This window comes from Undibacterium pigrum, from assembly GCF_003201815.1.
GTDB lineage: Bacteria > Pseudomonadota > Gammaproteobacteria > Burkholderiales > Burkholderiaceae_D > Undibacterium > Undibacterium pigrum.
On record NZ_QJKB01000001.1, the window covers coordinates 802,744 to 827,229 of the forward strand.

Annotated in this window: 21 protein-coding genes; 10 read left to right on the forward strand and 11 right to left on the reverse strand. The window is 48.7% G+C overall.

What is annotated here, in order from left to right:
* The 3 genes from dapE to DFR42_RS03485 all read left to right on the forward strand — a co-directional run bounded on the left by dapE (position 1) and on the right by DFR42_RS03485 (position 4,164).
* Positions 1-1,128, forward strand: coding sequence for a succinyl-diaminopimelate desuccinylase (gene dapE, locus DFR42_RS03475; protein ID WP_110253531.1), 1,128 nt, complete (start codon positions 1-3; stop codon positions 1,126-1,128).
* Between the two features lie 38 nt (positions 1,129-1,166).
* Positions 1,167-2,069, forward strand: coding sequence for a 50S ribosomal protein L3 N(5)-glutamine methyltransferase (gene prmB, locus DFR42_RS03480; RefSeq protein ID WP_110253532.1), 903 nt, complete (start codon positions 1,167-1,169; stop codon positions 2,067-2,069).
* A gap of 109 nt (positions 2,070-2,178) precedes the next feature.
* Positions 2,179-4,164: an ATP-binding cassette domain-containing protein gene (locus DFR42_RS03485; RefSeq protein ID WP_110253533.1), complete on the forward strand. Its 1,986-nt coding sequence runs from the start codon at positions 2,179-2,181 to the stop codon at positions 4,162-4,164.
* 43 nt (positions 4,165-4,207) lie between these two features.
* Here DFR42_RS03485 and DFR42_RS03490 read toward each other — a convergent pair whose 3' ends face one another.
* Positions 4,208-5,014 (reverse strand): M90 family metallopeptidase, encoded by an 807-nt coding sequence (locus DFR42_RS03490; protein WP_110253534.1) that lies wholly within the window; start codon positions 5,012-5,014, stop codon positions 4,208-4,210.
* A 221-nt stretch (positions 5,015-5,235) separates the two neighbouring features.
* Here DFR42_RS03490 and DFR42_RS03495 point away from each other — a divergent pair, with 221 nt between their 5' ends.
* The 3 genes from DFR42_RS03495 (at position 5,236) to DFR42_RS03505 (ending at position 7,215) form a co-directional block, all read left to right on the forward strand.
* The gene (locus DFR42_RS03495; RefSeq protein ID WP_110253535.1) at positions 5,236-5,787 is read left to right on the forward strand and encodes an NUDIX hydrolase; all 552 of its coding nucleotides are present in this window, start codon (positions 5,236-5,238) and stop codon (positions 5,785-5,787) included.
* Complete coding sequence (locus DFR42_RS03500; protein ID WP_245936817.1) at positions 5,784-6,011, forward strand: DUF6500 family protein; 228 nt, start codon at positions 5,784-5,786, stop codon at positions 6,009-6,011. The genes DFR42_RS03495 and DFR42_RS03500 overlap by 4 nt, the downstream gene beginning before the upstream one ends.
* A gap of 88 nt (positions 6,012-6,099) precedes the next feature.
* Positions 6,100-7,215: an NADH:flavin oxidoreductase/NADH oxidase gene (locus DFR42_RS03505; protein WP_110253536.1), complete on the forward strand. Its 1,116-nt coding sequence runs from the start codon at positions 6,100-6,102 to the stop codon at positions 7,213-7,215.
* 54 nt (positions 7,216-7,269) lie between these two features.
* Here the strand turns inward: DFR42_RS03505 and DFR42_RS03510 are convergent, their stop codons facing one another.
* The 3 genes from DFR42_RS03510 to DFR42_RS03520 form a co-directional block, all read right to left on the reverse strand.
* Entirely contained in the window at positions 7,270-7,740 is a 471-nt protein-coding gene (locus DFR42_RS03510) for an Aca2/YdiL-like domain-containing protein (RefSeq protein ID WP_110253537.1), read from the reverse strand.
* A gap of 44 nt (positions 7,741-7,784) precedes the next feature.
* Positions 7,785-10,454 carry a polysaccharide deacetylase family protein gene (locus DFR42_RS03515; RefSeq protein ID WP_110253538.1) on the reverse strand — a complete coding sequence of 890 codons (2,670 nt, stop codon included), beginning with the start codon at positions 10,452-10,454 and terminating at the stop codon, positions 7,785-7,787.
* Positions 10,455-10,566: 112 nt separating this feature from the next.
* Entirely contained in the window at positions 10,567-11,259 is a 693-nt protein-coding gene (locus DFR42_RS03520; protein WP_110253539.1) for a DNA alkylation repair protein, read from the reverse strand.
* Positions 11,260-11,445: 186 nt separating this feature from the next.
* Here DFR42_RS03520 and DFR42_RS03525 point away from each other — a divergent pair, with 186 nt between their 5' ends.
* Genes DFR42_RS03525 through DFR42_RS03535 form a run of 3 tightly spaced genes read left to right on the forward strand, consistent with a single transcriptional unit; the run spans position 11,446 to position 15,347 of the window.
* Positions 11,446-13,512, forward strand: a complete 2,067-nt coding sequence (locus tag DFR42_RS03525) for a ferritin-like domain-containing protein (RefSeq protein WP_170133402.1) — start codon at positions 11,446-11,448, stop codon at positions 13,510-13,512.
* A gap of 9 nt (positions 13,513-13,521) precedes the next feature.
* Positions 13,522-14,460: an MNIO family bufferin maturase gene (bufB, locus tag DFR42_RS03530; protein WP_110253541.1), complete on the forward strand. Its 939-nt coding sequence runs from the start codon at positions 13,522-13,524 to the stop codon at positions 14,458-14,460.
* Positions 14,457-15,347 (forward strand): HvfC/BufC N-terminal domain-containing protein, encoded by an 891-nt coding sequence (locus DFR42_RS03535; RefSeq protein ID WP_110253542.1) that lies wholly within the window; start codon positions 14,457-14,459, stop codon positions 15,345-15,347. The genes bufB and DFR42_RS03535 overlap by 4 nt, the downstream gene beginning before the upstream one ends.
* Before the next feature lie 24 nt (positions 15,348-15,371).
* On the opposite strand, the gene DFR42_RS03540 is transcribed toward DFR42_RS03535, so the two are convergent.
* The 4 genes from DFR42_RS03540 to ppsA all read right to left on the reverse strand — a co-directional run bounded on the left by DFR42_RS03540 (position 15,372) and on the right by ppsA (position 21,632).
* Entirely contained in the window at positions 15,372-17,315 is a 1,944-nt protein-coding gene (locus DFR42_RS03540; protein ID WP_110253543.1) for an SPFH domain-containing protein, read from the reverse strand.
* Between the two features lie 142 nt (positions 17,316-17,457).
* The gene (locus DFR42_RS03545; RefSeq protein WP_110253544.1) at positions 17,458-18,408 is read right to left on the reverse strand and encodes an SPFH domain-containing protein; all 951 of its coding nucleotides are present in this window, start codon (positions 18,406-18,408) and stop codon (positions 17,458-17,460) included.
* Positions 18,409-18,459: 51 nt separating this feature from the next.
* On the reverse strand, positions 18,460-18,894 hold the full coding sequence (locus DFR42_RS03550; protein ID WP_110253545.1) for an NfeD family protein: 435 nt from the start codon (positions 18,892-18,894) through the stop codon (positions 18,460-18,462).
* 320 nt (positions 18,895-19,214) lie between these two features.
* Positions 19,215-21,632 carry a phosphoenolpyruvate synthase gene (ppsA, locus tag DFR42_RS03555; protein WP_110253546.1) on the reverse strand — a complete coding sequence of 806 codons (2,418 nt, stop codon included), beginning with the start codon at positions 21,630-21,632 and terminating at the stop codon, positions 19,215-19,217.
* Between the two features lie 242 nt (positions 21,633-21,874).
* Here ppsA and ppsR point away from each other — a divergent pair, with 242 nt between their 5' ends.
* Entirely contained in the window at positions 21,875-22,723 is an 849-nt protein-coding gene (ppsR, locus tag DFR42_RS03560) for a posphoenolpyruvate synthetase regulatory kinase/phosphorylase PpsR (RefSeq protein WP_110253547.1), read from the forward strand.
* Here ppsR and DFR42_RS03565 read toward each other — a convergent pair.
* The 3 genes from DFR42_RS03565 to DFR42_RS03575 are packed head-to-tail and all read right to left on the reverse strand — an operon-like array spanning position 22,717 to position 24,364.
* Entirely contained in the window at positions 22,717-23,514 is a 798-nt protein-coding gene (locus DFR42_RS03565) for a TrmH family RNA methyltransferase (RefSeq protein ID WP_110253548.1), read from the reverse strand. The genes ppsR and DFR42_RS03565 overlap by 7 nt on opposite strands.
* Positions 23,515-24,120 (reverse strand): ribonuclease HII, encoded by a 606-nt coding sequence (gene rnhB, locus DFR42_RS03570; RefSeq protein ID WP_110253549.1) that lies wholly within the window; start codon positions 24,118-24,120, stop codon positions 23,515-23,517.
* Positions 24,113-24,364 carry a glutaredoxin family protein gene (locus DFR42_RS03575; protein ID WP_110254222.1) on the reverse strand — a complete coding sequence of 84 codons (252 nt, stop codon included), beginning with the start codon at positions 24,362-24,364 and terminating at the stop codon, positions 24,113-24,115. The genes rnhB and DFR42_RS03575 overlap by 8 nt, the downstream gene beginning before the upstream one ends.
* Positions 24,365-24,486: the final 122 nt, after the last annotated feature.

Genomic DNA, 24,486 nt, shown 5'->3' on the forward strand with positions numbered 1-24,486 from the left:
ATGAGTAAAACACTAGCCCTGACTGAACAGCTGATAGCGCTGGATTCGGTCACACCTGAAGACAAGGGGTGCCAAAACACCCTGATCGCCCTGCTTGAACCTTTGGGCTTCCAGTGCGAAACAATACAATCTGGTGACGTAACCAATCTATGGGCCAGGCGTGGCCAGACACAGCCTTTGCTGGTGTTTGCCGGTCATACTGACGTTGTACCTACTGGCCCTGTCACGCAATGGCAATCTGCGCCTTTTACTCCTACCCATAGGGATGGCAAGCTGTATGGTCGCGGCGCGGCTGACATGAAAACCTCGATTGCCGCTTTTGTGGTGGCAACAGAAGAATTCGTCGCTGCTCACCCAGATCATAAAGGCTCCATCGGCTTCCTCATTACCAGTGATGAAGAAGGCCCGGCTACGGACGGTACAGTGGTCGTTTGCGAAAAGCTCAAAGCTCGTGGCGAACAGCTTGATTATTGCATCGTTGGTGAACCAACGTCGGTCGATAAACTGGGTGACACTATCAAGAATGGCCGTCGCGGCACCATGTCGGGCAAACTGACCGTCAAAGGTGTGCAAGGGCATATCGCCTATCCGCAACTGGCAAAGAACCCCATCCATCTGGCGGCACCTGCGATGGCAGAACTGGTGGCTGAAGTCTGGGATGAAGGCAATGACTACTACCTGCCTACTTCCTGGCAGATATCGAATATCCATGCCGGCACTGGTGCGTCGAACGTGATACCTGGTGAAGCCGTCATCGATTTCAATTTCCGCTTCTCAACCGCCAGCACAGCCGAGGACCTGCAGCAACGCGTGCACGCCATACTCGACAAACATGGTCTGGAATATGATCTGAAATGGACGATTGGTGGTCATCCTTTCCTGACCCCCAAAGGCAGCCTCAGTGATGCACTGGGCGATGCCATACATGCCGAAACCGGCATCACCACTGAACTTTCTACCACCGGTGGCACCTCTGATGGCCGCTTCATCGCCAAGATCTGCCCGCAAGTGGTGGAATTTGGTCCGCCAAATGCCAGCATCCATAAAATTGACGAACACATAGAGCTGCAATACATAGACCCGCTCAAGAACATTTATCGCCGCACTCTGGAAAACCTGCTGACCTGAACTTACGTTAGTTCACCACTGGCCGATACGGAAACAATATGACTACACCCGCCACCACCTTTCTGACCCTGCGCGATCTGCTGCGCTATGCGGTCACACGCTTCAACAAAGAAAAACTGTTCTTTGGCCATGGCAGTGCCAATGCCCTCGATGAAGCCGCTTATCTGCTGCTGCATACCCTGCACCTGCCGCTGGACAAGATAGAACCTTTTCTGGATGCACATTTGCTGCCATCAGAAATAGATGCCGTATTGCGCGTGATAGACAGACGCGCAGTAGACCGCGTGCCTGCTTCCTACATTACGAATGAAGCCTGGCTCGGCACTTACAATTTCTATGTGGATGAACGTGTCATCGTGCCACGTTCTTTCATCGCGGAACTGATACCTGAACATTTTTCCCCATGGGTAAGCGATCCTGAAGCAATCAGCAACATCCTTGAATTGTGCACCGGCTCTGGCTGCCTGCCCATCATGCTGGCCGACATGTTCTCTGAAGCACACGTGGACGCAGTCGACATTTCCAAAGATGCGCTGGAAGTGGCCAGGCGCAATGTAGCAACCTATGAATTGCAGGACCGCATTACCCTGATCGAGTCAGACCTGTACAGTAATGTGCCGGACAAAAAATATGACCTGATCATCACCAATCCGCCGTACGTCAATTCGGGTTCCATGGCCAAGCTGCCCAGGGAATACATGCATGAACCCCAAATTGCCCTGGCTGGCGGTGATGATGGCATGGACCTGGTGCGCAAGATCGTAGCCGGTGCCGCACAGCACCTGACCGAGGACGGTTTGCTGATGGTGGAAATTGGCAATGAACGTGCCTTCGCCGAAGCCGCCTTCCCTGAACTGAACCTGACCTGGTTAAGTACCAGTGCCGGTGACGATATGGTATTTTTGGTGGAAGCCAGCCAACTGACCAGTTTCACTGCATAAATCAGTGTAGCGCAGTGCAATAAATACAATGTAGACGGGCAAAACCAGTTTTGCCCGTTTTTCCATTTTTTACATCAACAAAACAGCATTACCCATTAATTAAGTTTATATGATACGTCTTCAACAAGTCGTCCTGGCGCGCGGCATCAAACCTTTATTTGACAGCGTCGATGTGACGCTCAATCCCGGCGACAAGATAGGCTTGATCGGCTCAAACGGCGCAGGCAAATCCAGCCTGTTTGCCATGTTGCGCGGTGAATTGCATCCTGACCAGGGCAGCATCGATTTCCCGGCCAAATGGCAGCTCGCCCACGTTGCGCAAGAAACACCACCACTGGAACGTAGCGCCATCGATTACGCCATAGACGGCGATGTCGCCTTGCGCAAACTGGAAGCCCAACTGGCCGAACTGGAAGCCCAGCCAGAAAGCTACGACAACGGTATTGCCATCGGCAATATGTATGGTGCACTGGCAGATGCCGATGCCTACACCGTACGCCCACGTGCAGAACAATTGCTGCTGGGCCTGGGCTTCAAGATCAATGAACTGGAACAGCCAGTTGCCAGTTTTTCTGGTGGCTGGCGCATGCGCCTGAACCTGGCACAGGCTCTGATGTGCAAATCCGATTTGCTGCTGCTCGATGAACCAACCAACCATCTGGATCTGGATGCCATCATCTGGCTGGAAGACTGGCTGAAACGTTATGAAGGCACACTGATCATCATTTCGCATGACCGCGATTTCCTCGACGGTGTGGTGAATGTCATCGTCCATATTGATGAACGCAAACTCAAGCGTTATGGCGGCAACTATTCCGGTTTTGAACGCCAGCGCGCAGCCCAGCTGGAACTGGCACAGGGCATGCTGGAGAAACAAAACCGCAAGCGTGCCCATCTGCAATCCTTTATTGATCGCTTCAAGGCCAAGGCGTCCAAAGCCAAGCAGGCGCAGAGCCGTATCAAGGCCTTGGCACGCATGGAAGAAATGGCGCCATTGCGCGCTGCTGCCGAATTCTCTTTTGAATTCCGCGAGCCACTCAGCGCACCGAACCCCATGCTGGTCATGGAAGATGTGGATTGCGGTTATCGCACAGAATCAGAAACCGACCATAGTTTCAGCGAGAAAAAAATCGTCGGCGACGTCAAGTTCACGCTGCAAATCGGCCAGCGTATCGGCTTGCTGGGAGTGAATGGCGCGGGTAAATCCACACTGATCAAAACCATCGTCGGTGATATTGCCCCCTTGAACGGTGTCATGCAAACCGGCAAGGGCCTGTCCATCGGTTACTTTGCCCAGCACCAGGTCGAAATGCTGCGCCATGATGAATCGCCACTCTGGCATCTGGCCCATATCGCGCCCGATGTACGTGAGCAGGAATTGCGTAATTTCCTCGGTGGCTTCAACTTCCCTGGCACCATGGTAAGCAGCCCGATCAAACCATTCTCCGGCGGTGAAAAAGCCCGTCTGGCACTGGCGATGATCGTCTGGCAGCGCCCCAACCTCTTGTTGCTGGATGAACCAACCAACCATCTGGATCTGGAAACCCGCGAAGCCCTGACCGATGCCCTGGCGCAGTTTGAAGGCACACTGGTCGTTGTCTCCCATGACAGGCATTTGCTGCGTGCCACGACGGACCAGTTCATCATCGTTGCCGATGGCAAGCTGCAACCATTTGATGGCGATCTGGACGATTACAAAGACTGGCTGTTCAAAAACAAACTGGAAAAAGCCAACCCTGCCCTGCCAGAAAAAACCAAGGCCCAGGAAGCTGCTTTGCCGCAAGCCAAGCCCATCCCAGTTGCCAAGGTCGATGACAAGGAACAACGCAAACGCGATGCCGACGAACGCACGCGCCTCGCCAATCTGCGCAAACCAATAGAAACACGCATCAAACGTCTTGAAGAACAGATGGCCAAGTTGAACGTCAAAAAGAAAGACATCGATGCGCAATTGGAAGATGGCGATATCTACAACGATGCCAACAAGGAAAAGCTGAAGACACTGTTACTTGACCAGGCTTACGTCGTCAAGGAACTGGGGCAGATAGAAGCTGACTGGCTGGAGCAACAGGAATTTCTGGAAGCAGTAGAATAAAGCAAAGGGGCGCATGTAGCGCCCCTTGTTTTTGATTCAAGGATTAAACCCAGTCACATGGATCAACCTGATAATACGCCCGCAACTGCTCATACAAGGCAGGGTGGTAATGAGCAAGATCACGGCTTTTCTTAAAGAAGGCCTCTGTCACGACAGCAAAAAATTCTGCCGGATTGGTCGCGCCATAAGGATCAATGACGGTAGCAATATCATTGGCTATCGCATGATGCAGTTGAGCATACTCTCTTTCCATCAACGCCGACCATGCCTTGTAAGCTGCGGCAGACTTTAAAGCTGGAGCGCCATTGGTCGTTCCCGTTTCGCTATCAAGCTGGTGAGCAAATTCATGGATAACCACATCCTGCCCCCGCGCTTCATTGTCGAGATTATGCGCTGCTTGGTCCCAGGCCAGAATAACACGACCATCACTCCATGACTCGCCACTGAGTCCCTGATTGGTATGCGTGACGATGCCATCGCTATTCATTTGAGTGCGGGGTGCCACGAATGCTGATGGATATACCAGCACATGCGTAAGCTGCGGGTACACATCTGATTCACGATTCAGCAACAGCAGGCAAGCCTTCCCCGCAATCGTCACCTTGATCTCGTCAGTAATAGTCAAGCCACCACAACCAACAAAAGTTTTTTGATAGAGAAACTGACGTATGCGCTTCTTCAACTGCATTTGCAAGTCAGTCGGCATACGCGTATAGCCAGGCAGGTTTTTGCGCAAAATTTTGGAATAACTCAAGGGAAAGGCCTGGGACAATACATGACGCAAGCGCAGCCTGGGCAAGACAACGATGCCAAGTACCAGTAAAACAATAATAAGGACTAACCATTCCATATCGACAACCTAATCAGGATTGCGAATGTGATTTGCATCTGACATTCGTTTATCAGATGCAAATGGGCGCGACGAAGTCAAACTCAATAGCAATTAATATATAAGCTCATGGCCCTTGAAAATCAGCTTATCAGATCACATGGCATTAAATAATATGAATAATATAATTTCATGAGAAGATATGATGGATTGATTTTTCCTTCGAAAGTCTGGACCTTACTATGAAACCCTGGGAAACCTTAAGCTCAAAGATACTAATCAGCGATAGCTGGTTAACATTGACCGCGGATACCTGCCAACTTCCCAATGGACAAATAATCGAACCCTATTATGTACTCCATGAAGCAGACTGGGTGCATGTGTTTGCTCAGGCAGATGATGGCCGTATATTAACGGTAAAGCAGTTTCGTTACGGCGTAAAAAAAGTTTGCCTTGAATTACCCGGTGGCGTCATTGACGAAGGTGAGGCACCAATCCTTGCCGCACAAAGAGAATTATTGGAAGAAACAGGCTACACCGCTACACACTGGCAAACTTTGGGAACCATGTATGCCAACCCTGCCCGTCAAACAAATACCATTCATTTGTTTTTTGCTACCGGGCTTGATTTAAAGGGTGAGCAGCAACTGGATGTATCTGAAGATATAGAATTCGACTTTTTAGCTATACCTGAAATACAGCAAAAAATAGAAACCAACGAGTTTTCACAAGCGCTGCACATAGCCTCGTTTTATCGAGGGCTGCATGCATTAACCTTGAATACGAATAAATGATGAGAAGCACTCTAAAAAAAAAGATCATCGAAGTATGTAATAACAAAATAGAACAAAAAGGCAGCAATGTTGGTCTATCCTTTTATGCCTTCTTTGCCAACAAAAACGATGACCCCCAATTACTGATGGAAGCTGCCACATGGTGGATCATGGAAAACAAGTTTGATCACTTTGAAAAGGCAGTCAAAATCAAGACAATAGTTGAAGCTCTTGAAGCAAGCTGAAGAATGGGTAACTCCCTGCAGTAAAAGTAAAGCGCAGGCATAATAAAGAAATCAGATTGTTTCTTTCATTCAGGTATTTTTCAAAGACATGAGCGCTCTCTTCTCCCCCATCAAGCTTGGTTCGCTAAGTTTAAAAAACCGCATCATCATTGCCCCCATGTGCCAGTACTCTGCGGAAGATGGCAAAGCGACTGACTGGCATCTTATTCATCTGGGTGGGCTTGCCTTGTCAGGTGCAGGGCTGTTGATACTGGAAGCTACAGCCGTTGAGGCCATAGGTCGCATCTCTCCAGGTGACCTGGGTTTGTGGTCAGATGAGACAGAAGCTGCACTGGCGAAAGTATTGACTTCCATACGCAAGCATTCTGCCATGCCGATTGCCATACAACTGGGTCATGCCGGACGCAAGGCATCCAGCCAGGCGCCATGGCATGGTGGTCAATTGATTGCACTGGAAGATGGTGGCTGGCAAATGGTAGCACCCTCTGCTGTACCTCATGCGCAAGCTGAGCGCGCACCATTGGCACTGGATGGGGCCGGCCTGCAACGCGTGAAACAGGCTTTTGTTGATGCGGCAGTACGCGCACACCGCTTGGGCATTGATGCAATTGAGATACATGCAGCACATGGTTACTTGTTACATCAGTTTTTATCTCCCATATCCAATCAGCGCGCAGATCAGTATGGCGGTTCAGTGGAAAACCGCTTACGGTTTCCCCTGGAAGTATTTGATGCTGTGCGGGCAGCGGTTCCTAAAGACAGCATGGCAGTTGGCCTGCGTTTGTCGGCAACAGATTGGGTGGAGAGTGGTCTGGATATCTCGCAAAGCAAACTCTTTGTCCAGCAATTGCAAGAACGCGGCTGCGACTTTATCCATGTTTCCAGCGGTGGGGTTTCACCTGACCAGAAAATCCCACTGGGACCAGGTTATCAGGTTCATCTGGCAGAAGAAATCAAACAGCATTGCAGCATACCTGTTATTGCCGTAGGCCTGATCACCGATGCCTATCAGGCAGAAGAAATTATTACTACCGGCAAAGCTGATGCCATCGCCATTGCCCGTGGCATTTTGTATGACCCACATTGGCCATGGCATGCAGCGGCGCAATTAGGTGCGACAGTGGAAGCGCCAAAGCAGTACTGGCGCTCTCAACCGCGAGATCAGAAAAACCTGTTTGGTGACACCCGCATAGGGCAAAGATAAACAAGAAGCATGTGACATCACAAAGCTGCGGCACTGCAGCTTTGTGATGCGTGATCAGGCGGTCACCTGCTCTTCTGCCCATTGATTACGCATGGAATCATTATCTGGACGCCTGCCCAGCCATTTTTCATAAGCTGCAGCCTCAAACTGTACAACGCTGCAATTTTCTACAGAGATCAGATGCGCCACTACAGATTGCTGTGGCCTCCACATGATTGACTCACGATACGGCAAGGTACACCAGTCTTCAAAACTGTCATACCATACTAGTGCTACCGGTTTTTTACTCGCACCGGGAGGCATTTGCTGGTAGTAGGTTTTTATCGCTGCCTGCGTATCTGCAATAGCCTTCTTGCGACACACCATGAGGTAATTAATCATGGATATCACATCTTGCGGTATCTTTTGTGCACCTGCTTCCCAGTTACTCCAGGTTCGCACAGGAACTCCGCCAATCAATTCTGCCGCCTCATTCTGGCTAAAATGCAGCAAGCTGCGCATAGCCTTCAAACTTACACCATTCATATTTATTCTTTGCTCAAGATTTAATTACTTCCATGAATAAAACTTCAGTTCAATTTTTTAAGTGCTTCTTTGACATAATTGGCATTCGGGCTATTTGGTGATAATTCCAGGAAGCTGGCATATGCTTTTTTGGCTTTCTCATTTTCGTTCAAAAGCGCCCTGGCATCTCCCAGATTCAGGTAAGCAATTGAGCGGGAAGGATCTATCTGCAAGGTATTTTCAAACCAGCGCGCTGCTTCTGCATATTTTTGCTGTTTGAAGTAAACAAATCCCAGGTTGTTTGCCGCCAGACCAAAGTCAGGCCTGTACTTCAGAGCCTCTGTAAATGCGGCTTCTGCCTGTGCATATTGCTTCTCTTTATACAATTGCAGCCCATGATCATTGGCTCTTTGTGCGAGTTGACGTGATGAACCATCCACCATTTTGGGTGCAGCGATTTTCTGTTCACCACCTGTCAGATTTTTGATGACTATGGGTGCATCTGCACCTGCTTTGGCTGCGCCATCCAGTTTGTTATTGAGGGCAATGGCATCAGCAGATAACTGATTGGTTTTTGCATTGAGGAACTCTCCCTCTCCTCTTGTTTCAAAAACAAATTCACCACCTTCAGAACCTGGCAAACTCCCAAATGCAGGGGTTTGTTGCGATACGCTGGATACTGCAGGTGCAATATAGGCTGCCAGCTCTGTCGCTGTAATCATGCCATCGCCATTCATGTCTGCCTTGCCACTCAGGGCTTGCAGCAAGGTCCAGGTAAAGACAGAGTGACCATTCGGCCCACCATCCGCAACCAGTTGATCGGCTCCACCTGCAGTCAGCATTTGGCGCCCCAGACGCTTGCCATTTTCACGCAGGAATGCACTGGTGCCACCACCACGGGTTAGCCCCAGCCCGCTATAACAGGCATCCATGACAAACAAAATATGTTTGGCATTGAGGCTCTCGGCAATGTTCTGCAAATCTGTCATGGGAATGGCATCGACAGACAATTGCTCAGGGTCAGAATCAACGGGAATGATATAACCCAGGTTACGGCCAGAACTCAGCTTCCTGGTTGTACCATGGCCTGCAAAGAAGACGAAGACTCTGTCATCTTTTTTGAGTTGCCCATGTCCCAGTTTTTCATGGAACAAGGCCAGGATATTATTACGGGTCGCATCTGCATTGGTTAGCGTCAGTACCTTGTCGCCGGCAAAACCCATACGATTGATCAGGGTGTCGCGGATAGCATTGGCATCCTGCACTGCATATTGCAGCTTGGGCCATTTTGCATAGTCGTTGATACCAATGACGATAGCCCAGCTATTTTGATAGTCGGTACTGATACTGACTTTTTCTGGCGTTGGCTTGCCACCCTTGGCAATTTTGAAGTCCGTGCCATCCCACGAGGCAAAGCTATAGCCATCAGCAATCAGTTTATCGAGTACCAGCGGCAAGGCCTTAACCGTGCGTTCATGAATATCGTGGAAGAGAATAATGCCGCGCTGCTCTTTTTCCAAAGTGCCAAGTACACGGCCTGCAATCGAATTAGGTACAGGATCAGCCCAGTCCAGGGAATCAATATTCCACATAACTGAGCGCAAGCCCAGCTTGTGCAGGATTTGCATGCCTTCTTTATTCTTTGCACCGTAAGGAAAACGGAACAGAGCTGATCGTGCCGGGTCTATCGCCTTCAGCAATTTATCTGTTTGCTCAATTTCTGCATTCAGATTATTGCCGCTTTGCTTGGATAACAAGGCGTGGCTGAAACTATGATTGGCCAGCACATGACCTGCGCTCAATAGTTTCTTGCTGGTTGCAGCATTTTTATTCAGCGATTCTTTGCCCTGTGCATCAACACTGCCGACGTTCTTGCCCACCTGAAAAAACACGCCTGGCACATTGTATTGCTTGAGTATCGCTGCAATTTCATCGGTATAGGTAGCATGTGGACCGTCGTCGAAAGTCAATACGACGGTTTTTGGTGGCAAGCCCTGACCGAAAATTTCCTTGTCTTTTTCATCGGCAGTTTCCGGTTTTTCCGGGTAAGGCAGGATGAAGCCGTAATCCTTGAGGATTTGTTCGCGGTTATACAGCTTGCGCAATTTGACTATGTAATCATCCCAACGTTCACGCTTCAGCTCTATGGAACGGGATTCAAATCGTGAGAAAATTTCTTTGAGTTCTTTGTCGTATTCTTTTTCGATTTCACTGAGTGCATTCAAGTCATCGGTAACGCGCTTGTGCAGTTTGATAGCTGGCAGGGTCTGCTCTGTAGCTATCAGTATTTGCATTTTAAGCAAAACTTCGCGGAACGCGAGACGGTCTGCATCGTATAAATCTTCACCAGATTCTATATAGGTCAGGATAGTGTCAAAACTGGCTTCGCGTTTGGCATTGCTGAGTGACTTCAGCTTGCTGAAAAAAGTATCCAGATCATTAAGCCTTACTAGATTTTCATGGAACAATGCCTGCCCTACCCGATTTGCCTCATTGCGCTCTTTGGTACTAAGCTTTTTCTCGTCAGCCAACAAGATGATAATCTTGCGATACGCGACCAATAAACCATTCAAATCTTCTGGCAATTTGGCAGGATCAAATGTGTCTTTTTGCTCAAGCTGAGAGCTTACTGCTTTGCTCTCTGGAGACTGGCTGGTTTTTTGAACGACAAAATAAGAAGCGACAGCTACGCCGACTACGGCGACGGCAGACAAGATAAGTTTTTGAGGTTTCATCAGGAGAAATGCAGACTGGCAATTAACAAACAAGCGATATCATATTGCAAATGCCGTGCTGCATGGTGGCTTAATGTGCTGTTACAGAATGAACTGCAAAGTTTTTTTGTAACTATTTCCCCAATTTCTCCAGGTTTTTAGCGGCCTCGCGTTGTGTCAAACCAGAAAACCGCCCCTGATTTTCTTGCAAAAAGTCTCGTATGGCAGCGGGATCATGCCAGGCATAGTCGCGCAAGGCCCAGCCTATCGCTTTACGGATGAAAAACTCTTTTTCATCGGCCAGCGCCAGGGCATAGGCAAATAATCTGTTCACGTCGGTCTGTTCGCGCCAGCCTAACTGATGCAATAAGGCGATGCGCCTTACCCAAAAATCGAGATGTCCAAGTGCTTTATCCATGCCAGCTTGTACATCTCGGCTTGCCGTCAAATTTTGCTGCAATACGTCGCCGACGACACCAGCCAGACCATCGACAGTATCCCACCAGGATTTTTGCTGCACCAAAGTGAGCAAGGCTGGCACATCTTCCAAACGTAAACGCCGGTAATGCTTGGCGAGGATATCCACTGCCAGATACTGATATTCGCGCTGCTCACAGTCCCACAAGGCATTTGCAATCTGTAAAAGTTCATCAGCATCAGCCGTTTTCAATTGCCGGATAATATCTACACATGCCTTGCGCCTGTCTGGTGCTGGAATACCCAGAAATTCAAAGCGGTTTTTCATATAGGCACGCATGGCCAGTGCTCGTACCGGGTCAGCAAGCGGCAATAAACTGAGTCGACATTGACTGATAATTTCTTTCATCTCGATTGCTCCAGAATTGTGAAGATACCGAAAAAAAACAAACAGGCTTTAAAAAATTGGGTGCGCTCAAATACTTTCAAGCACACATTCTTTTATGTTAAAGTCATTGTGCTTTTGTTCACGCCTTACTGCATCACCCCGTCCGCATATCCCCTTATGATACCAAGCCAGCGCAGGAGTCGTCTCATGTTCGCAGCCATACCTGAAACACCGCAGCACGCCATCAAGAATCGTCCTCTGTCAGAATTTAATACCGATGTTGCTGCCGTAAGGGCCATTGCTCAGGCGGCTGTCAGCGTGGAATTGTTTACGATACCGCTGTACATGAATTCCATGTATTCGATCTACGGCACGCATCAGATCAATTCCAAGGGTAACAATTATTATAAAGGCCGCCAATGGCCAGGGATGGCGACCACTGCAGACGCCAGCACAGCCAATGAGCGTGCCTTCAATGTCATCTTCAGCGTATTCATACAAGAAATGCTGCATTTGCAGATGGCTGCCAATATCGCTACGGCGATTGGTGTCAGTCCCAGTTTTACTGAAAAATCAGGTCTGCAAAACAGTGAGCGTGGCTGGATTTGTTACGGGCCAGACAAGCACACCATACCCTGCATAGTTGACCTCAGGGATACCAATAGTTACAAGAATGTCAGAGTCAATTTGGAGTCGCTGAATAACAACCAGATAGAACTGTTTTTGGCAATCGAGCAGCCAGAGAAGCAGGCGCGCGAAGAATTACGCCACAACGCCGACAAGTATTTCCCGGATATACCTCTGGTGAACTGGGATCCTGACAAGGGTTTTGCTGACTTGCCACTGTTCGGCACCATTGGCTATATGTATGAATGCTATGCCAAATACATCAGCATGGAATATACGGATGGCCAGACACTGTGGCAAAAACTGTTTGATAACAACGCAGTGCAAAAAGACATGTTCAATGTTCACAGCACACCTAAACAGCCGAACGAAAGTCACCCCAAAAAAGAATACCCGCAATTTGATACTTTGTTTGGCCCTGAAGATCTTGATGGCGGCATGGCAGGTTCGCAAAACAAGGCCATCGACATGATGTGCGCAATTACTGATCAGGGTGAAGGCAATTCCGCAGGGATCAAACACTACCGCAGCACTCAATTACTACGTGCCGTACAGCCTGATTATCGCGAATCTAATGAAGGCTTGATCGCTGATTACCCCGCCTATGATGGTGATGGCAATGAAGCGAAATCCAGAGATGCTGCTGCACGCTTCCATAGCGCAGCATTTGATCACTATGAGCGCTTCCAGGATATCCGCAAGGAGATGGAACATCCTGGGGAGACAGCTGCTGAACATTTACTGACCTGGGAACAATGGCATGCTGTTGCAGGCAATCAGTGGACAGCTGCCATGCTGGCCAATGAAAAATATGACGCTGCGTCAGCGCCGCAAAATATCCCTACACCCGACGACGTTGCCGGTGCACTGAATCGCCTGAAAAGCGAAGGAGCAAAAACCGTACAGATGTTAAGTAGCGTATCTGCAGGTGCCATTTATGGTATTACCTCGGTACTGGACGAATACTGGACAAACAAGGAAACGAGCTTCCCCTACCCATCCATGGTTGGTTCAGGCGACCGCATGTCGATTTGCTGGGCGATCACAGGTTGTTCACCAGATTTGTCAGTCAGTGTGCCGCTACCAGACAAGAATAATTTGTACCACTCTTGCCAGGGTCTGGATTTCAACGCCAACAAGGTAAAAGAATCAGAAGAAGCAAATAATCAATGCGCTGCAATTGCGGTTTATCATAGTTGTCGTGGCTCAAACGGTTGCAAGGCCCAGGGTGGTTGTGGTTTTGCCCAGATAGATATGGTGGTTAAGCCGGAAAAAGAAGTGCTTGTAGCAGCAACTCCAGACCGCGGCTCTCACGGTATTTGCGGCGCACCTCCGGGACCGCCGCCTACAGGTACCTTATACAGCGCGCCAAGCGACAACCGCTGTAAAACCTATGGCGGCTGTGCCGTGCCCATCTCTGCATCACAACTGTTTCCCGCAAGCGGCACAATGACTTTGTATACTTTTGATGATGCGCCACCACACGCAGAGCATCTATTGAACAAGAACATCAAATTCAAGCAAGGTGACAGTGTGTTTGACACGGCCTGGGCGGCCTACAGCACGGTGATGACGACGCGCCACAAAAACCCGGGGGAAATGCCCAAACCAAATGATTTGCGCCTGGCTTTACCACCTTCAACCTGATGATTAAGCATGCCTGAGCCGTACACTACACACAATTTGCAGCCACGTCTGGGCCTGCCCAACCTGGGCCTGGGTGTTGGTCTGCGCAACACTCACTTTGAGCACATACTTGAACATGGTGCGGGAGTCGCCTGGTTTGAAGTGATTACAGAAAACTTCATTGATAACTATGGTTATGCACGCCACGTTCTGGAACGCATAGCGCATACCTGTCCCATCGTCATGCATGGTGTTTCACTCTCAATAGGCAGTACAGATGCACTGAATCTCGATTATCTAAAAAAGCTCAGGCAACTGGCAAAGGAATTACAACCAGTTTGGATATCAGATCATTTGTGCTGGACAGGTGCCGCAGCGATGAATACCCATGATCTGCTGCCACTACCCTTGAATGAGGCCACGCTAGCGCATGTAGCTGAACGAGTGCGCATAGTGCAGGATTTTCTGGAACGTCCCTTGATTATAGAAAATCCCAGTACCTACGTAGAATTCGAACAGTCAAACATGGCGGAGGATGAATTTCTAAGTCGTTTAACTGAAAAAACCGGTTGTGGGCTACTGCTGGATGTAAACAATGTCTATGTGTCTGCCTATAATCACGGCTTTGATGCTGAACGTTATATACGCAACCTGCCTGCGGACCGCATCGTGCAAATTCATCTGGCGGGGCCAAGTCAGCATGGTGACTATATGATAGATACGCATGATCAGCCTGTGCCAACACCAGTCTGGCATTTATATGCACTGGCACAAACCTTGACGGGTGGTGTTTCTACACTACTGGAATGGGACGCCAGTATCCCTGACTATCCTGACTTGCTGGCAGAACTGGACAAGGCACGCTTGGTCATGACTGGTCATTTCCCCGAGATGAAAATCAATGCTGCATCTGGTTCAAGCATTTCTACGCCTTTACATTTTCAGCTGGAAGAACTCAGCACTTCATGAGCCAGTCTGCACCTGATCCGTCGCTATCGCAATTACAGCACTGGTTTTTAACAGTAATGACTGCGCCTGGTGGCCTGGCGAGAGGCTTATCGCTGGGACAGGAGCATCTGGGGTTGGAAGAATCAAGCGTAATCAAGATCGCGCCAGGAAAGCAATCACGCATGCATATTTATGCCCATGGCTACATCCTGCGTTTACAGGAATGCCTGCAAGCTGATTTCCCGGTTTTACATCGTTTGATGGGCGATGAATTGTTTAATTTTTTTGCCCACAACTATATCTGGCGACATCCTTCACGCGCACCATCTCTGTATGATTTAGGTGCTGGCTTTGCCAATTTCCTGCTGCAGAGCCAACCCAAAAATACAGATGGAGTAAATGCCAGCGAAGCAGACCTGCTATTGCAGTTTCCGGTCGAGATAGCAAGAATGGAACGGGCATTTACCGAGGTAATACGGGCACCTGGACTGGAGAATAAGCGTAATATCAAAACCCACAATGCGTTTGACCTGCTGATGGGTTCACGCGCAGACATCCATATCCCGGCTTGCGTACGTCTGCTAAAAGCCAGCTTTCCTTTATTGGCGTACTGGGAGCAGGCCAAACATGCGCCTGCCGACCAGGATTTACCAGCCCCGCCAGAACCAGAAACCAGTTACCTCGCATTTACCCGTCTGAATTACCGTGTGCAACTGATCACCCTGCTTCCATGGCAATATCATTTTTTACAGGCTGCGTGCAACAATCCAGATATGCATGAATGCGCAGCAAAGTTGTCACAAGAAACCGGGCTGGACATTCATGCGCTACTGGCAGATATTTGCCTGTGGCTGCCACAAGCGCAAGCGCTTGGCTTGCTGACCACGGAAGAAGTGGCTTTGAACTGATAAAGCCACCTCTCAAATACAAGACTAACCAGCGTTAATTATTGCTGCCTTGCCCTCCCCTTTATTCAGCAAGTCTTTTGCAGCGAGTGCGAGGAAGGCGTCGACGGCAGAACTGCTACCACTGCCACCAGTCTGTATGCTTGGCACCATGGCGATATGGCCTTTTTCTATCGCTTCAGCAAAACGCAGCAAGACTGTTTGCTGGAATTGCAGTTCTGGACCACCATATGCTTCTACGTTCAATTCAGTTGCTTTCGCCTGCGCTTCACCTATCTGCTGGATTTGGTAAGCCTCAGCATTGGCCAGGGTACGCTTGGCATCTGCCGCGCCAGAAGCAACTTGACGCGCTTCTTCCGCCGCTTTAATAGCTTTTTGCACGGCGGCACTACCCTGGTTCTCTGCGATCTTGACGGCAAGCTCCGATTCGGTGATCGAGGTCTGTTGTTTTGCGCGGGCTTCTGCTTCGCGCAAAATACGCTCTTGTACTGCCGCGGTTTCCTTGGTTTTATAAGTTTCCAGTTGTTCTCTCGATACCTGGCGCTCGCGCAATTGCTTCAGGATGACTTCAATTTGAGTGTCACCATTCTTGGCTCGCGGCGTGCCTATCAAGACCTCATTCAGAGTCAGGTTATAGCCTTCAAAATTCTTGCGCATTTCTGCTTTGGCACGCTCCTGTATGTCTGAACGTTCTTGCAGCAATTCGATCAGTGTCTTACCCTGGCCTATGTTCTTGAAATATGCAGCCACCATCGGGTCCAGGGTTTGTTCTACCAGCTTCTGGATGTCGCCAAATCTTTGTATGACCAGCGGTGCCATTTTATAGTCAATGTTGACGACAACCGACAAAGGCAAGTCAGGTTCGAACGCATCTTTGGTAATCAGTGACACTTCGCTCAGATGTTTGTCCAGCTCATGTGAACCCACCTGGCCAGACTGCCATTTCAAGATGAAGTTGGTGGTTGGCACATCAATGACACGTTTGGCATAAGGATTCAGCGCATATTTACCTGGCAGCAGTGGCGATACCTGCACACCTTTTTCATCACTGCTGACCAGTTCACCGTGGCGATATGCGTCCCCTGTCACATCATTGCCAGCCTTACCGGTATAAGACACGACAACGCCGACATAGCCAACAGGCACTACACGCTTCTCTACTATTTCATAACTGGCGAAACGTGCATTCAGATAATAAGTACCTTCAACCAGGACTTGTAGTTGACGGCCTTTGTAGCCACCAGCGTCAATGAATACTTCTGGATTCTGGAAATCGTGGTGATAACTACGCTCTTGATGCGGATCTGCACCAACGACTGGCGCAACAATCGTGCCCTCAGGCAGAGATTGTCCCTCATGTGTAGTAATCACCGCCAGTTTATCGTCACGTATCACCAAGGGCAGGAAACCATTGCGCAAGCGCAGTTCATCCAGCATTTCTGCCAGTTGGCCAACCACAATGCCATCGTTACTGATATTGCCATCACCAGGCAAAGGCAAGGCATACACGCGCTCAGCAGTCAGTACCACGAATTGTGCAAGGTTGATGGCGTAGGTACCTTCACGCAGTATCTTGCGTTGCAAACCTTTTTGGCCAGCATTGGTCAGGAAACTGCGGACATCAGTAAAATCATTTGCCTCCTTATTGCAAGCCAGGTTTTGTGTAGGTGCCATGGCCTGCCCATCGCGGGCAAATACATAGGCCAGAGTGCCTTGCTGTATGGTCACCAGATCATGTCTGTGTATGGAATATTGAAACGGGAAAAACATATGGAAGCCGCCACGCAAGACTTCAGGCTGAAATCCAGCCTCACCATTCAGTGCAATAAACCCATGCTGGACTGAACCACTGGCTGACCATTTCTTCTCAACGATACCAATTTTTTCATTCGAGATATATACGAGCACATTACTGCTATACAGCAGCAAAATTACGACAGCAACAATGACTGCCAGAATAATTTCAAACATATTTAGCCTCTTCTTTTTAAAAGTTCCGGTTTGTTCCGGACATGCAGCAGCGCTACTGGCATCTGGTAGATGCCAGCAGTACAACGGGGATTTGTGTGGAGAGTGTTACGATAATGAGGAGCCTGTCACACTCCTCATTTGATCAGACGGGTCGTCGTGGCGACTCGATGACGGTAGGTTTTTGAGACTTGACAACTTGCATGGCAGTCGCGATCAGACCACTCATATCACCCAGATTGGCTGGAACAATAATGGAGTTATTGGTTTTAGCCAGGTTACCAAATGCACTGACATATTGTTCTGCGACTTTCAGATTAACTGCATCTGCACCACCGGGTGACTGTATCGCTGCGGCTGTCTTGCGGATAGCTTCCGCACTGGCCTCTGCAATCGCCAATATGGCTGCAGCCTGACCTTGTGCACGGTTAATCGATGCCTGTTTTTCACCTTCAGATTTGGCAATCGACGCTTCACGCTCACCAGTCGCGATATTGATCTGCTCTTGCTTGCGGCCTTCTGACGCAGCAATCAGTGCACGTTTTTCACGCTCTGCAGTAATTTGTGCCTGCATCGCATGCAAGATTTCTTTTGGTGGTGTCAAATCCTTGATTTCATAACGCAAAACCTTGACACCCCAGTTGGCTGCAGATTCATCAATCGCATTCACGATGGTGGTATTGATGTGGTCTCGCTCCTCAAAGGTTTTGTCCAATTCCATTTTACCGATGACAGAACGCAAGGTGGTTTGTGCCAATTGTGTGATCGCCGCAATATAGTTTGAAGAACCATATGAGGCGCGCATGGCATCGGTAATCTGGAAATACAAGATACCATCTACCTGCAATTGCGTATTGTCCCTGGTGATACAAACTTGTGGAGGTACATCCAGCGGAATTTCTTTCAGTATGTGTTTATAAGCGATGCGATCAACAAAAGGCACCACGATATTTAAGCCTGGCCCCAGTGTGGCATGATATTTACCCAGTCGTTCCACTACCCAGGCATGCTGTTGTGGTACGACATTAATGGTCTTGAAAACGAATACCATTGCCAATACTAATAAAACCAGAGCAACGCCACCTATATTTTCCATATCCTTACCTTTATTGTTATTCAGAGTGTTTTATATTAATTTTCTATGCTGCTATGTCGGCTTAACAATCAAACGGCTACCTTGTATTTCCTCAATCACATAAGCACCGGGGTAGCCTGCCGAGTGCTGTAATTCAACATCCCACATGGCACCGCGATACATGGTTCTCGCGGCAAACTTGCCATTGCCCAATTCTTTCCATTCGTTGACTTGCAAGGTCTGCCCTATATCCATATTCACATTAGGGTCACGGGCGGCATTGGCATTTTCTTTCCAGCCATATTTACTCTTGTGCAAAGCTGCGGTGGCGAGCGCACCAACAATTGCCGCAACGATCATTTGAATTTCTGGCCCCAGCTGAAATACAGCAGCCAAAGCACCTGCCACCAAACCAATTGAAATCATTAACAAATAAAACGTACCCGTGAACAATTCAAATATCACGACTACGCCTGCCAGTATCATCCACATCATCCATCCGTTCATTTTCTTATTCTCCTTATCAGTTTTGTACTTATTTACACTACTACATTTGCATTTTCTATGACTGGCTTATATTTTTCATCGGTAATCGCCATAGAAATTTACTCACAAAAAAGCCCCCGTTACCTGATGTGGTAACGAGGGCTTTTCCAGGAATTTTGCTGAAGTATTGATTTTCTTTTTCTTAAGTTTCGACACCGGTAGTCTAGTCTTAATTTTAAAAAATACAAGGGGTCTCATTTGATTTATGTTGCGGCGCACCAACAAGAAAAACGAGAGACCTTTTTCAAGGAACTCCCGTTTTTAACTTCAATTCAAACTATTTATTTTCCAACTGCAGCCAGTTTCTGCCAGGTATCAATCACCGAATCAGGGTTCAGGGAAATCGATTCTATTCCCTCTTTCATCAGCCATTCGGCAAAGTCAGGATGATCAGATGGCCCCTGGCCACAGATGCCGACATACTTGTCAAGCTTACGACAAGCAGCGATTGCGCGTGACAGCAAGGCACGTACTGCAGGGTCACGCTCATCAAAATCTGCTGCCAGTAATTCCATGCCAGAATCGCGATCCAGACCCAGAGTTAACTGCGTCAAGTCATTGGAGCCGATAGAGAAACCATCAAAGAATTGCAGGAACTCTTCTGCCAGAATTGCATTCGACGGTACTTCGCACATCATGATCAGGCGCAGGCCATTTTCACCACGTTTGAGTCCATTTTTTGCCAACAGGTTCACGACTTTTTCAGCCTGGCCCAAAGTTCGTACGAAAGGCACCATGATTTCTACGTTGGTCAGGCCCATCTCATTACGTACACGTTTCATTGCCTGGCATTCCATCTCGAATGACTCTGCAAAATCCGGTGCCAGATAGCGCGCAGCACCACGGAAGCCCAGCATAGGATTTTCTTCATCCGGCTCGTAGCGTGATCCACCTATGAGCTTTTTGTACTCATTCGACTTGAAGTCAGACAAGCGAACGATAACTTTTTTGGGCCAGAATGCAGCAGCAATAGTCGCGATACCTTCTGCCAGTTTATCTACATAAAAGGCTCTTGGAGAGGCATGTCCACGTGCAACAGATTCGACTGCTTTCTTCAAATCAGCATCAATGTTCGGGTATTCCAAAATTGCTTTTGGATGTACGCCGATATTATTATTGATGATGAATTCCAGACGCGCTAGGCCCACACCTTCATTTGGCACTGACTGGAAGTCAAATGCCAGTTGAGGATTGCCCACATTCAACATGATTTTCAAAGGCAGCTTGGGCAATTCGCCACGCAGCTCTTCGGTGATTTCAGTTTCCAGCAATCCATCGTAAATCTTGCCTTCATCACCTTCTGCACAAGACACTGTGACCAGAGTGCCGTCTTTCAGTACATCAGTCGCATCTTCACAGCCAACGACAGCAGGCACACCCAGTTCACGCGCGATGATCGCTGCGTGGCAGGTACGGCCACCGCGGTTGGTGACAATCGCAGCTGCGCGTTTCATGACGGGTTCCCAGTTGGGGTCTGTCATGTCGGCAACCAGTACGTCGCCGGGTTGTACTCTTTCCATCTCGGATGGATCATGAATAACGCGTACGCGGCCTGCACCTATCTTTTGACCAATCGCGCGGCCGGAGGCTAATACTGTGCCGCTGCCTTTGAGTTTGAAGCGCTGCTGCGCATCAGTGGCCTTTTGCTGGGATTTGACTGTTTCTGGGCGAGCTTGCAGGATATACAGCTTGCCGTCGCGGCCGTCTTTACCCCATTCGATGTCCATAGGGCGGCCATAGTGTTTCTCGATAATAGTCGCATATTTGGCCAGCTCTACTACTTCAGTGTCATTCAGGGAATAACGATTGCGCAATTCCACTGGCACATCAACGGTTTTGACCGAGCGACCAGCCTTAGCTTCGCCAGTGAATTCCATCTTGATAAGTTTGGAGCCAATATTGCGACGGATAACTGGCAATTTGCCCAGTTCCAGCATAGGTTTGTGGACATAGAATTCATCAGGATTAACCGCACCCTGAACCACCGTTTCGCCCAGACCGTAGCTGGACGTGATGAAGACCACATCCTTGAACCCGGATTCTGTATCTATCGTGAACATGACACCAGCGGCGCCCAGGTCAGAACGCACCATGCGCTGTACGCCGGCAGACAAGGCCACTTCAGCATGGGTAAAGCCTTTATGGACACGGTAAGAAATCGCCCTGTCGTTATACAGTGAGGCAAATACATGCTTCATTGCCTCTAGGATATTGTCAATTCCGACAACATTCAAGAAAGTTTCTTGCTGACCTGCAAAAGAGGCGTCAGGCAAATCTTCTGCCGTTGCTGAAGAACGCACCGCAAAAGACATTTCAGCCGTAGAGTCAGAAACCAGCTTGTTGTAGAACTCTTCTATCTCCTTGAGCAAACGCGGCTGGAACGGGGTGTCGATGATCCATTGACGGATATCGGCACCAGCTCTTGCCAGTTCCTTGACATCATCAATGTCAAGGTTCACAAGACGGTCGGCAATGCGTTTTTCCAGTGGCAAGCCACCATCGACACTATGTGTCAGGAAATCACGGAAAGCTTGTGCCGTGGTGGCAAAACCACCAGGAACACGGACGCCAGCTGTGGCCAGCTGGCTGATCATTTCGCCTAAAGAAGCATTTTTTCCGCCGACGGATTCAACATCCGTCATGCGTAAATGCTCAAACGAGGCAACATAAGTTGCTTCGGTATTTGCTGCGTTGGACATAACAACCTCTTTTTGATGGTAAGAAATCTTTGCTGTTCCATGCTATTTAAAGCCGTGCTGCTTCGTATCCCGCTGGTTTTTTGTTATTCTTGAGGCGAGCCACGCTGGACATGCTGTTGCAGCATTTTACATTGTGTCCTGCAAGATTTATCTAAACGGAATAAGAATTTGCAGTCTTTTTTGTTTCTAAGAGTACAAACATATTCCGTCCAGTCTATTGTCATTATTCATATAAAACTATCATGTCAGATACTCCCCAGCAAGCACGGCCTGCCGCTAACCGTACCGTCTTTTTCGTCTCGGATGGCACCGGTATTACGGCGGAAACCTTCGGCCACTCGGTATTGACGCAATTTGACCTCAAATTCAAGCAAATTCGTCTGCCTTTTATTGATACGCTGGAAAAAGCCCACGAAGCCGTGCGCAAGATCAATGATGCCTATACGACAGAAGGTAATCGCCCCATCGTGTTTTCCACTCTGGTTAAAACCGATCTGGCGGGTGTTGTATTCAAGTCCAGAGGCTTGCACATGGACTTGATACAAACCTTTGTATCGCCACTGGAACAGGAGCTGGGTGTCAAATCCACCCATACCATAGGGCGCAGTCACAATATTACGGATTCTGAAGAGTATAAAAACAGGATAGAAGCCATCAATTTCTCTCTGGCACATGATGATGGTCAGTCCAACAAGAATTTATCGACGGCAGATGTGATACTGGTGGGGGTGTCACGCTCGGGCAAAACGCCAACCACGCTATATCTGGCGATGCAATATGGCATCAAGGCAGCAAATTATCCTTTAATTCCTGATGATTTTGAACGAGGCAAGCTGCCTTCAGCGCTACCTGAATTTAAGAGTAAGATTTTTGGACTGAGTATTGCGCCAGAACGCCTGTCAGAAATTCGTAACGAACGCCGTCCAGGCAGCAAATATGCCTCACTGGAAAACTGTCGCTATGAAGTCAACGAGGCAGAGCTGATGATGAAACGTGAAGGCATACGCTGGCTGTCATCCACTGCAAAATCGATAGAAGAGATTTCGACCACGATTTTGCAGGAAATTAAATCTGACGTGCGGATTTACTGAGTTTTTGTAGCCAACTGCTGCCGTACCTGCTCAAAAAAGCAGATAGCAGCACTGGCAGCTACATTCAGTGACTCTATCGCCGCTTGTTGGGGTATGGTCACTGTGCTGGTGGCCATAGACATCAATTCAGGTGAGACACCTTGGCCTTCATGACCAAACAGCCAGACTACTTCCTGGTTTAAATTACTTTGATAGATAGTCTGTCTGGTATGAGAGCTCGTTGCCAGCACGGGTATCTTGGCATTGCTCAACAATGCAGGCAGGTCGACATTTTCAAAAATATTCAACAAAAAATGTGCACCCATGCCTGCGCGCATGACTTTGGGCGACCAGGCAAATGCGGTACCAGGGCTGCAAAATACATTTTGTATGCCAGCCGCCGCTGCGCTGCGCAGGATGGAACCAAGATTGCCAGGGTCCTGCAAATTATCCAGCACCACAGAAGAAGCCGCCAAGGCTGACGGAAATTCAGGTGTTGGCGTAGCAATGATAAACATGACACCTACTCCATGCTCCACCTGGCTGAGTGCCTTATACAATGCATCTGGCAGGCAAATACATTGCGTTCTCTGTTGCTCACTTTGCGCAAGTACTGCTGCCACCTCCGCATGGTTCAGGCTGCTTTCTGCAACGATACAATATTCTGGTGCACCAAGATGTTGGAAATAGGCTTCACACAGATGTACGCCATCCAGCAAGGTGCGGCCAGCCTTGCGCCTTGCCTGCGAACTGGTAGCGAGCTGTTTGAATTCCTTGTAAAGAGGATTGTCGCGGGAAGTAATCGATTTCATTTATTTAAGTAAGGCTTTCACAGGCGCATAAGATTTTCTATGTATCGGTGATACACCATGTTCACGCAAACGCTCCAAGTGCAAGGCTGTAGGGTAGCCCTTATGCTGATCCAGCGCGTATTGGGGATAAGTTTCGTGTAGTTGCATCAAGACATGATCACGTGCTGTTTTTGCGAGTATGGATGCAGCCGATATTGCCGCCACCTTGTCATCACCCTTAACGATGGCTTCTGATGGCACTGGCATGACCGGGCAACGATTACCATCTATCAAGGCCAATGTAGGCTGAACCGACAGACCCTCAACAGCACGACGCATGGCCAGCATGGTGGCCTGCAGAATATTGAGTTCATCAATTTCCTGTTCAGAGCATTCAGCAATACACCAGGCCAGGGCATGCTCCTTGATCTCTATCGCCAGTAGCTCACGTTTTGCTTCGCTGAGCTTTTTTGAATCGCGCAAGCCTGCAATAGGGCGATTGGGGTCGAGGATCACAGCTGCAGCCATGACAGGGCCAGCCAATGGCCCCCTGCCCGCTTCATCCACACCGCAAATCACTTCATTTTCATAATCAAACAGAGATAAACCAGGTGCCAGGTCATGCATGGAAAAAAGCTTTCAGTGCTGCGGGGTCAAGATAGTAGTGGCAAATTCTTTGTTGACTCTGCCCTTCCTTCTGGCCGACCAGGACGGGCACAAGTTCGTCATACAGAGCCAGTAATTCATCGTCCTGATCCACATCGGCAACCTTGACGGTAAAGCCGTATTCAGGGCTGTAGGCTTGCAGTTGCTCTAGCATGTCATCACAGAGATGGCAATAACTGCGTGAATAGAGTGTAAATTGAATCATCATTTTGCCTAAAATTGTGGGGGACGCGCACATCATGTGCACATTCGCCATGCCTGCATTATAAGTCGCAGCTCCCAGACCTACAAAATAAAAAAGCCACCTGAAAAACAGGTGGCTTTTAC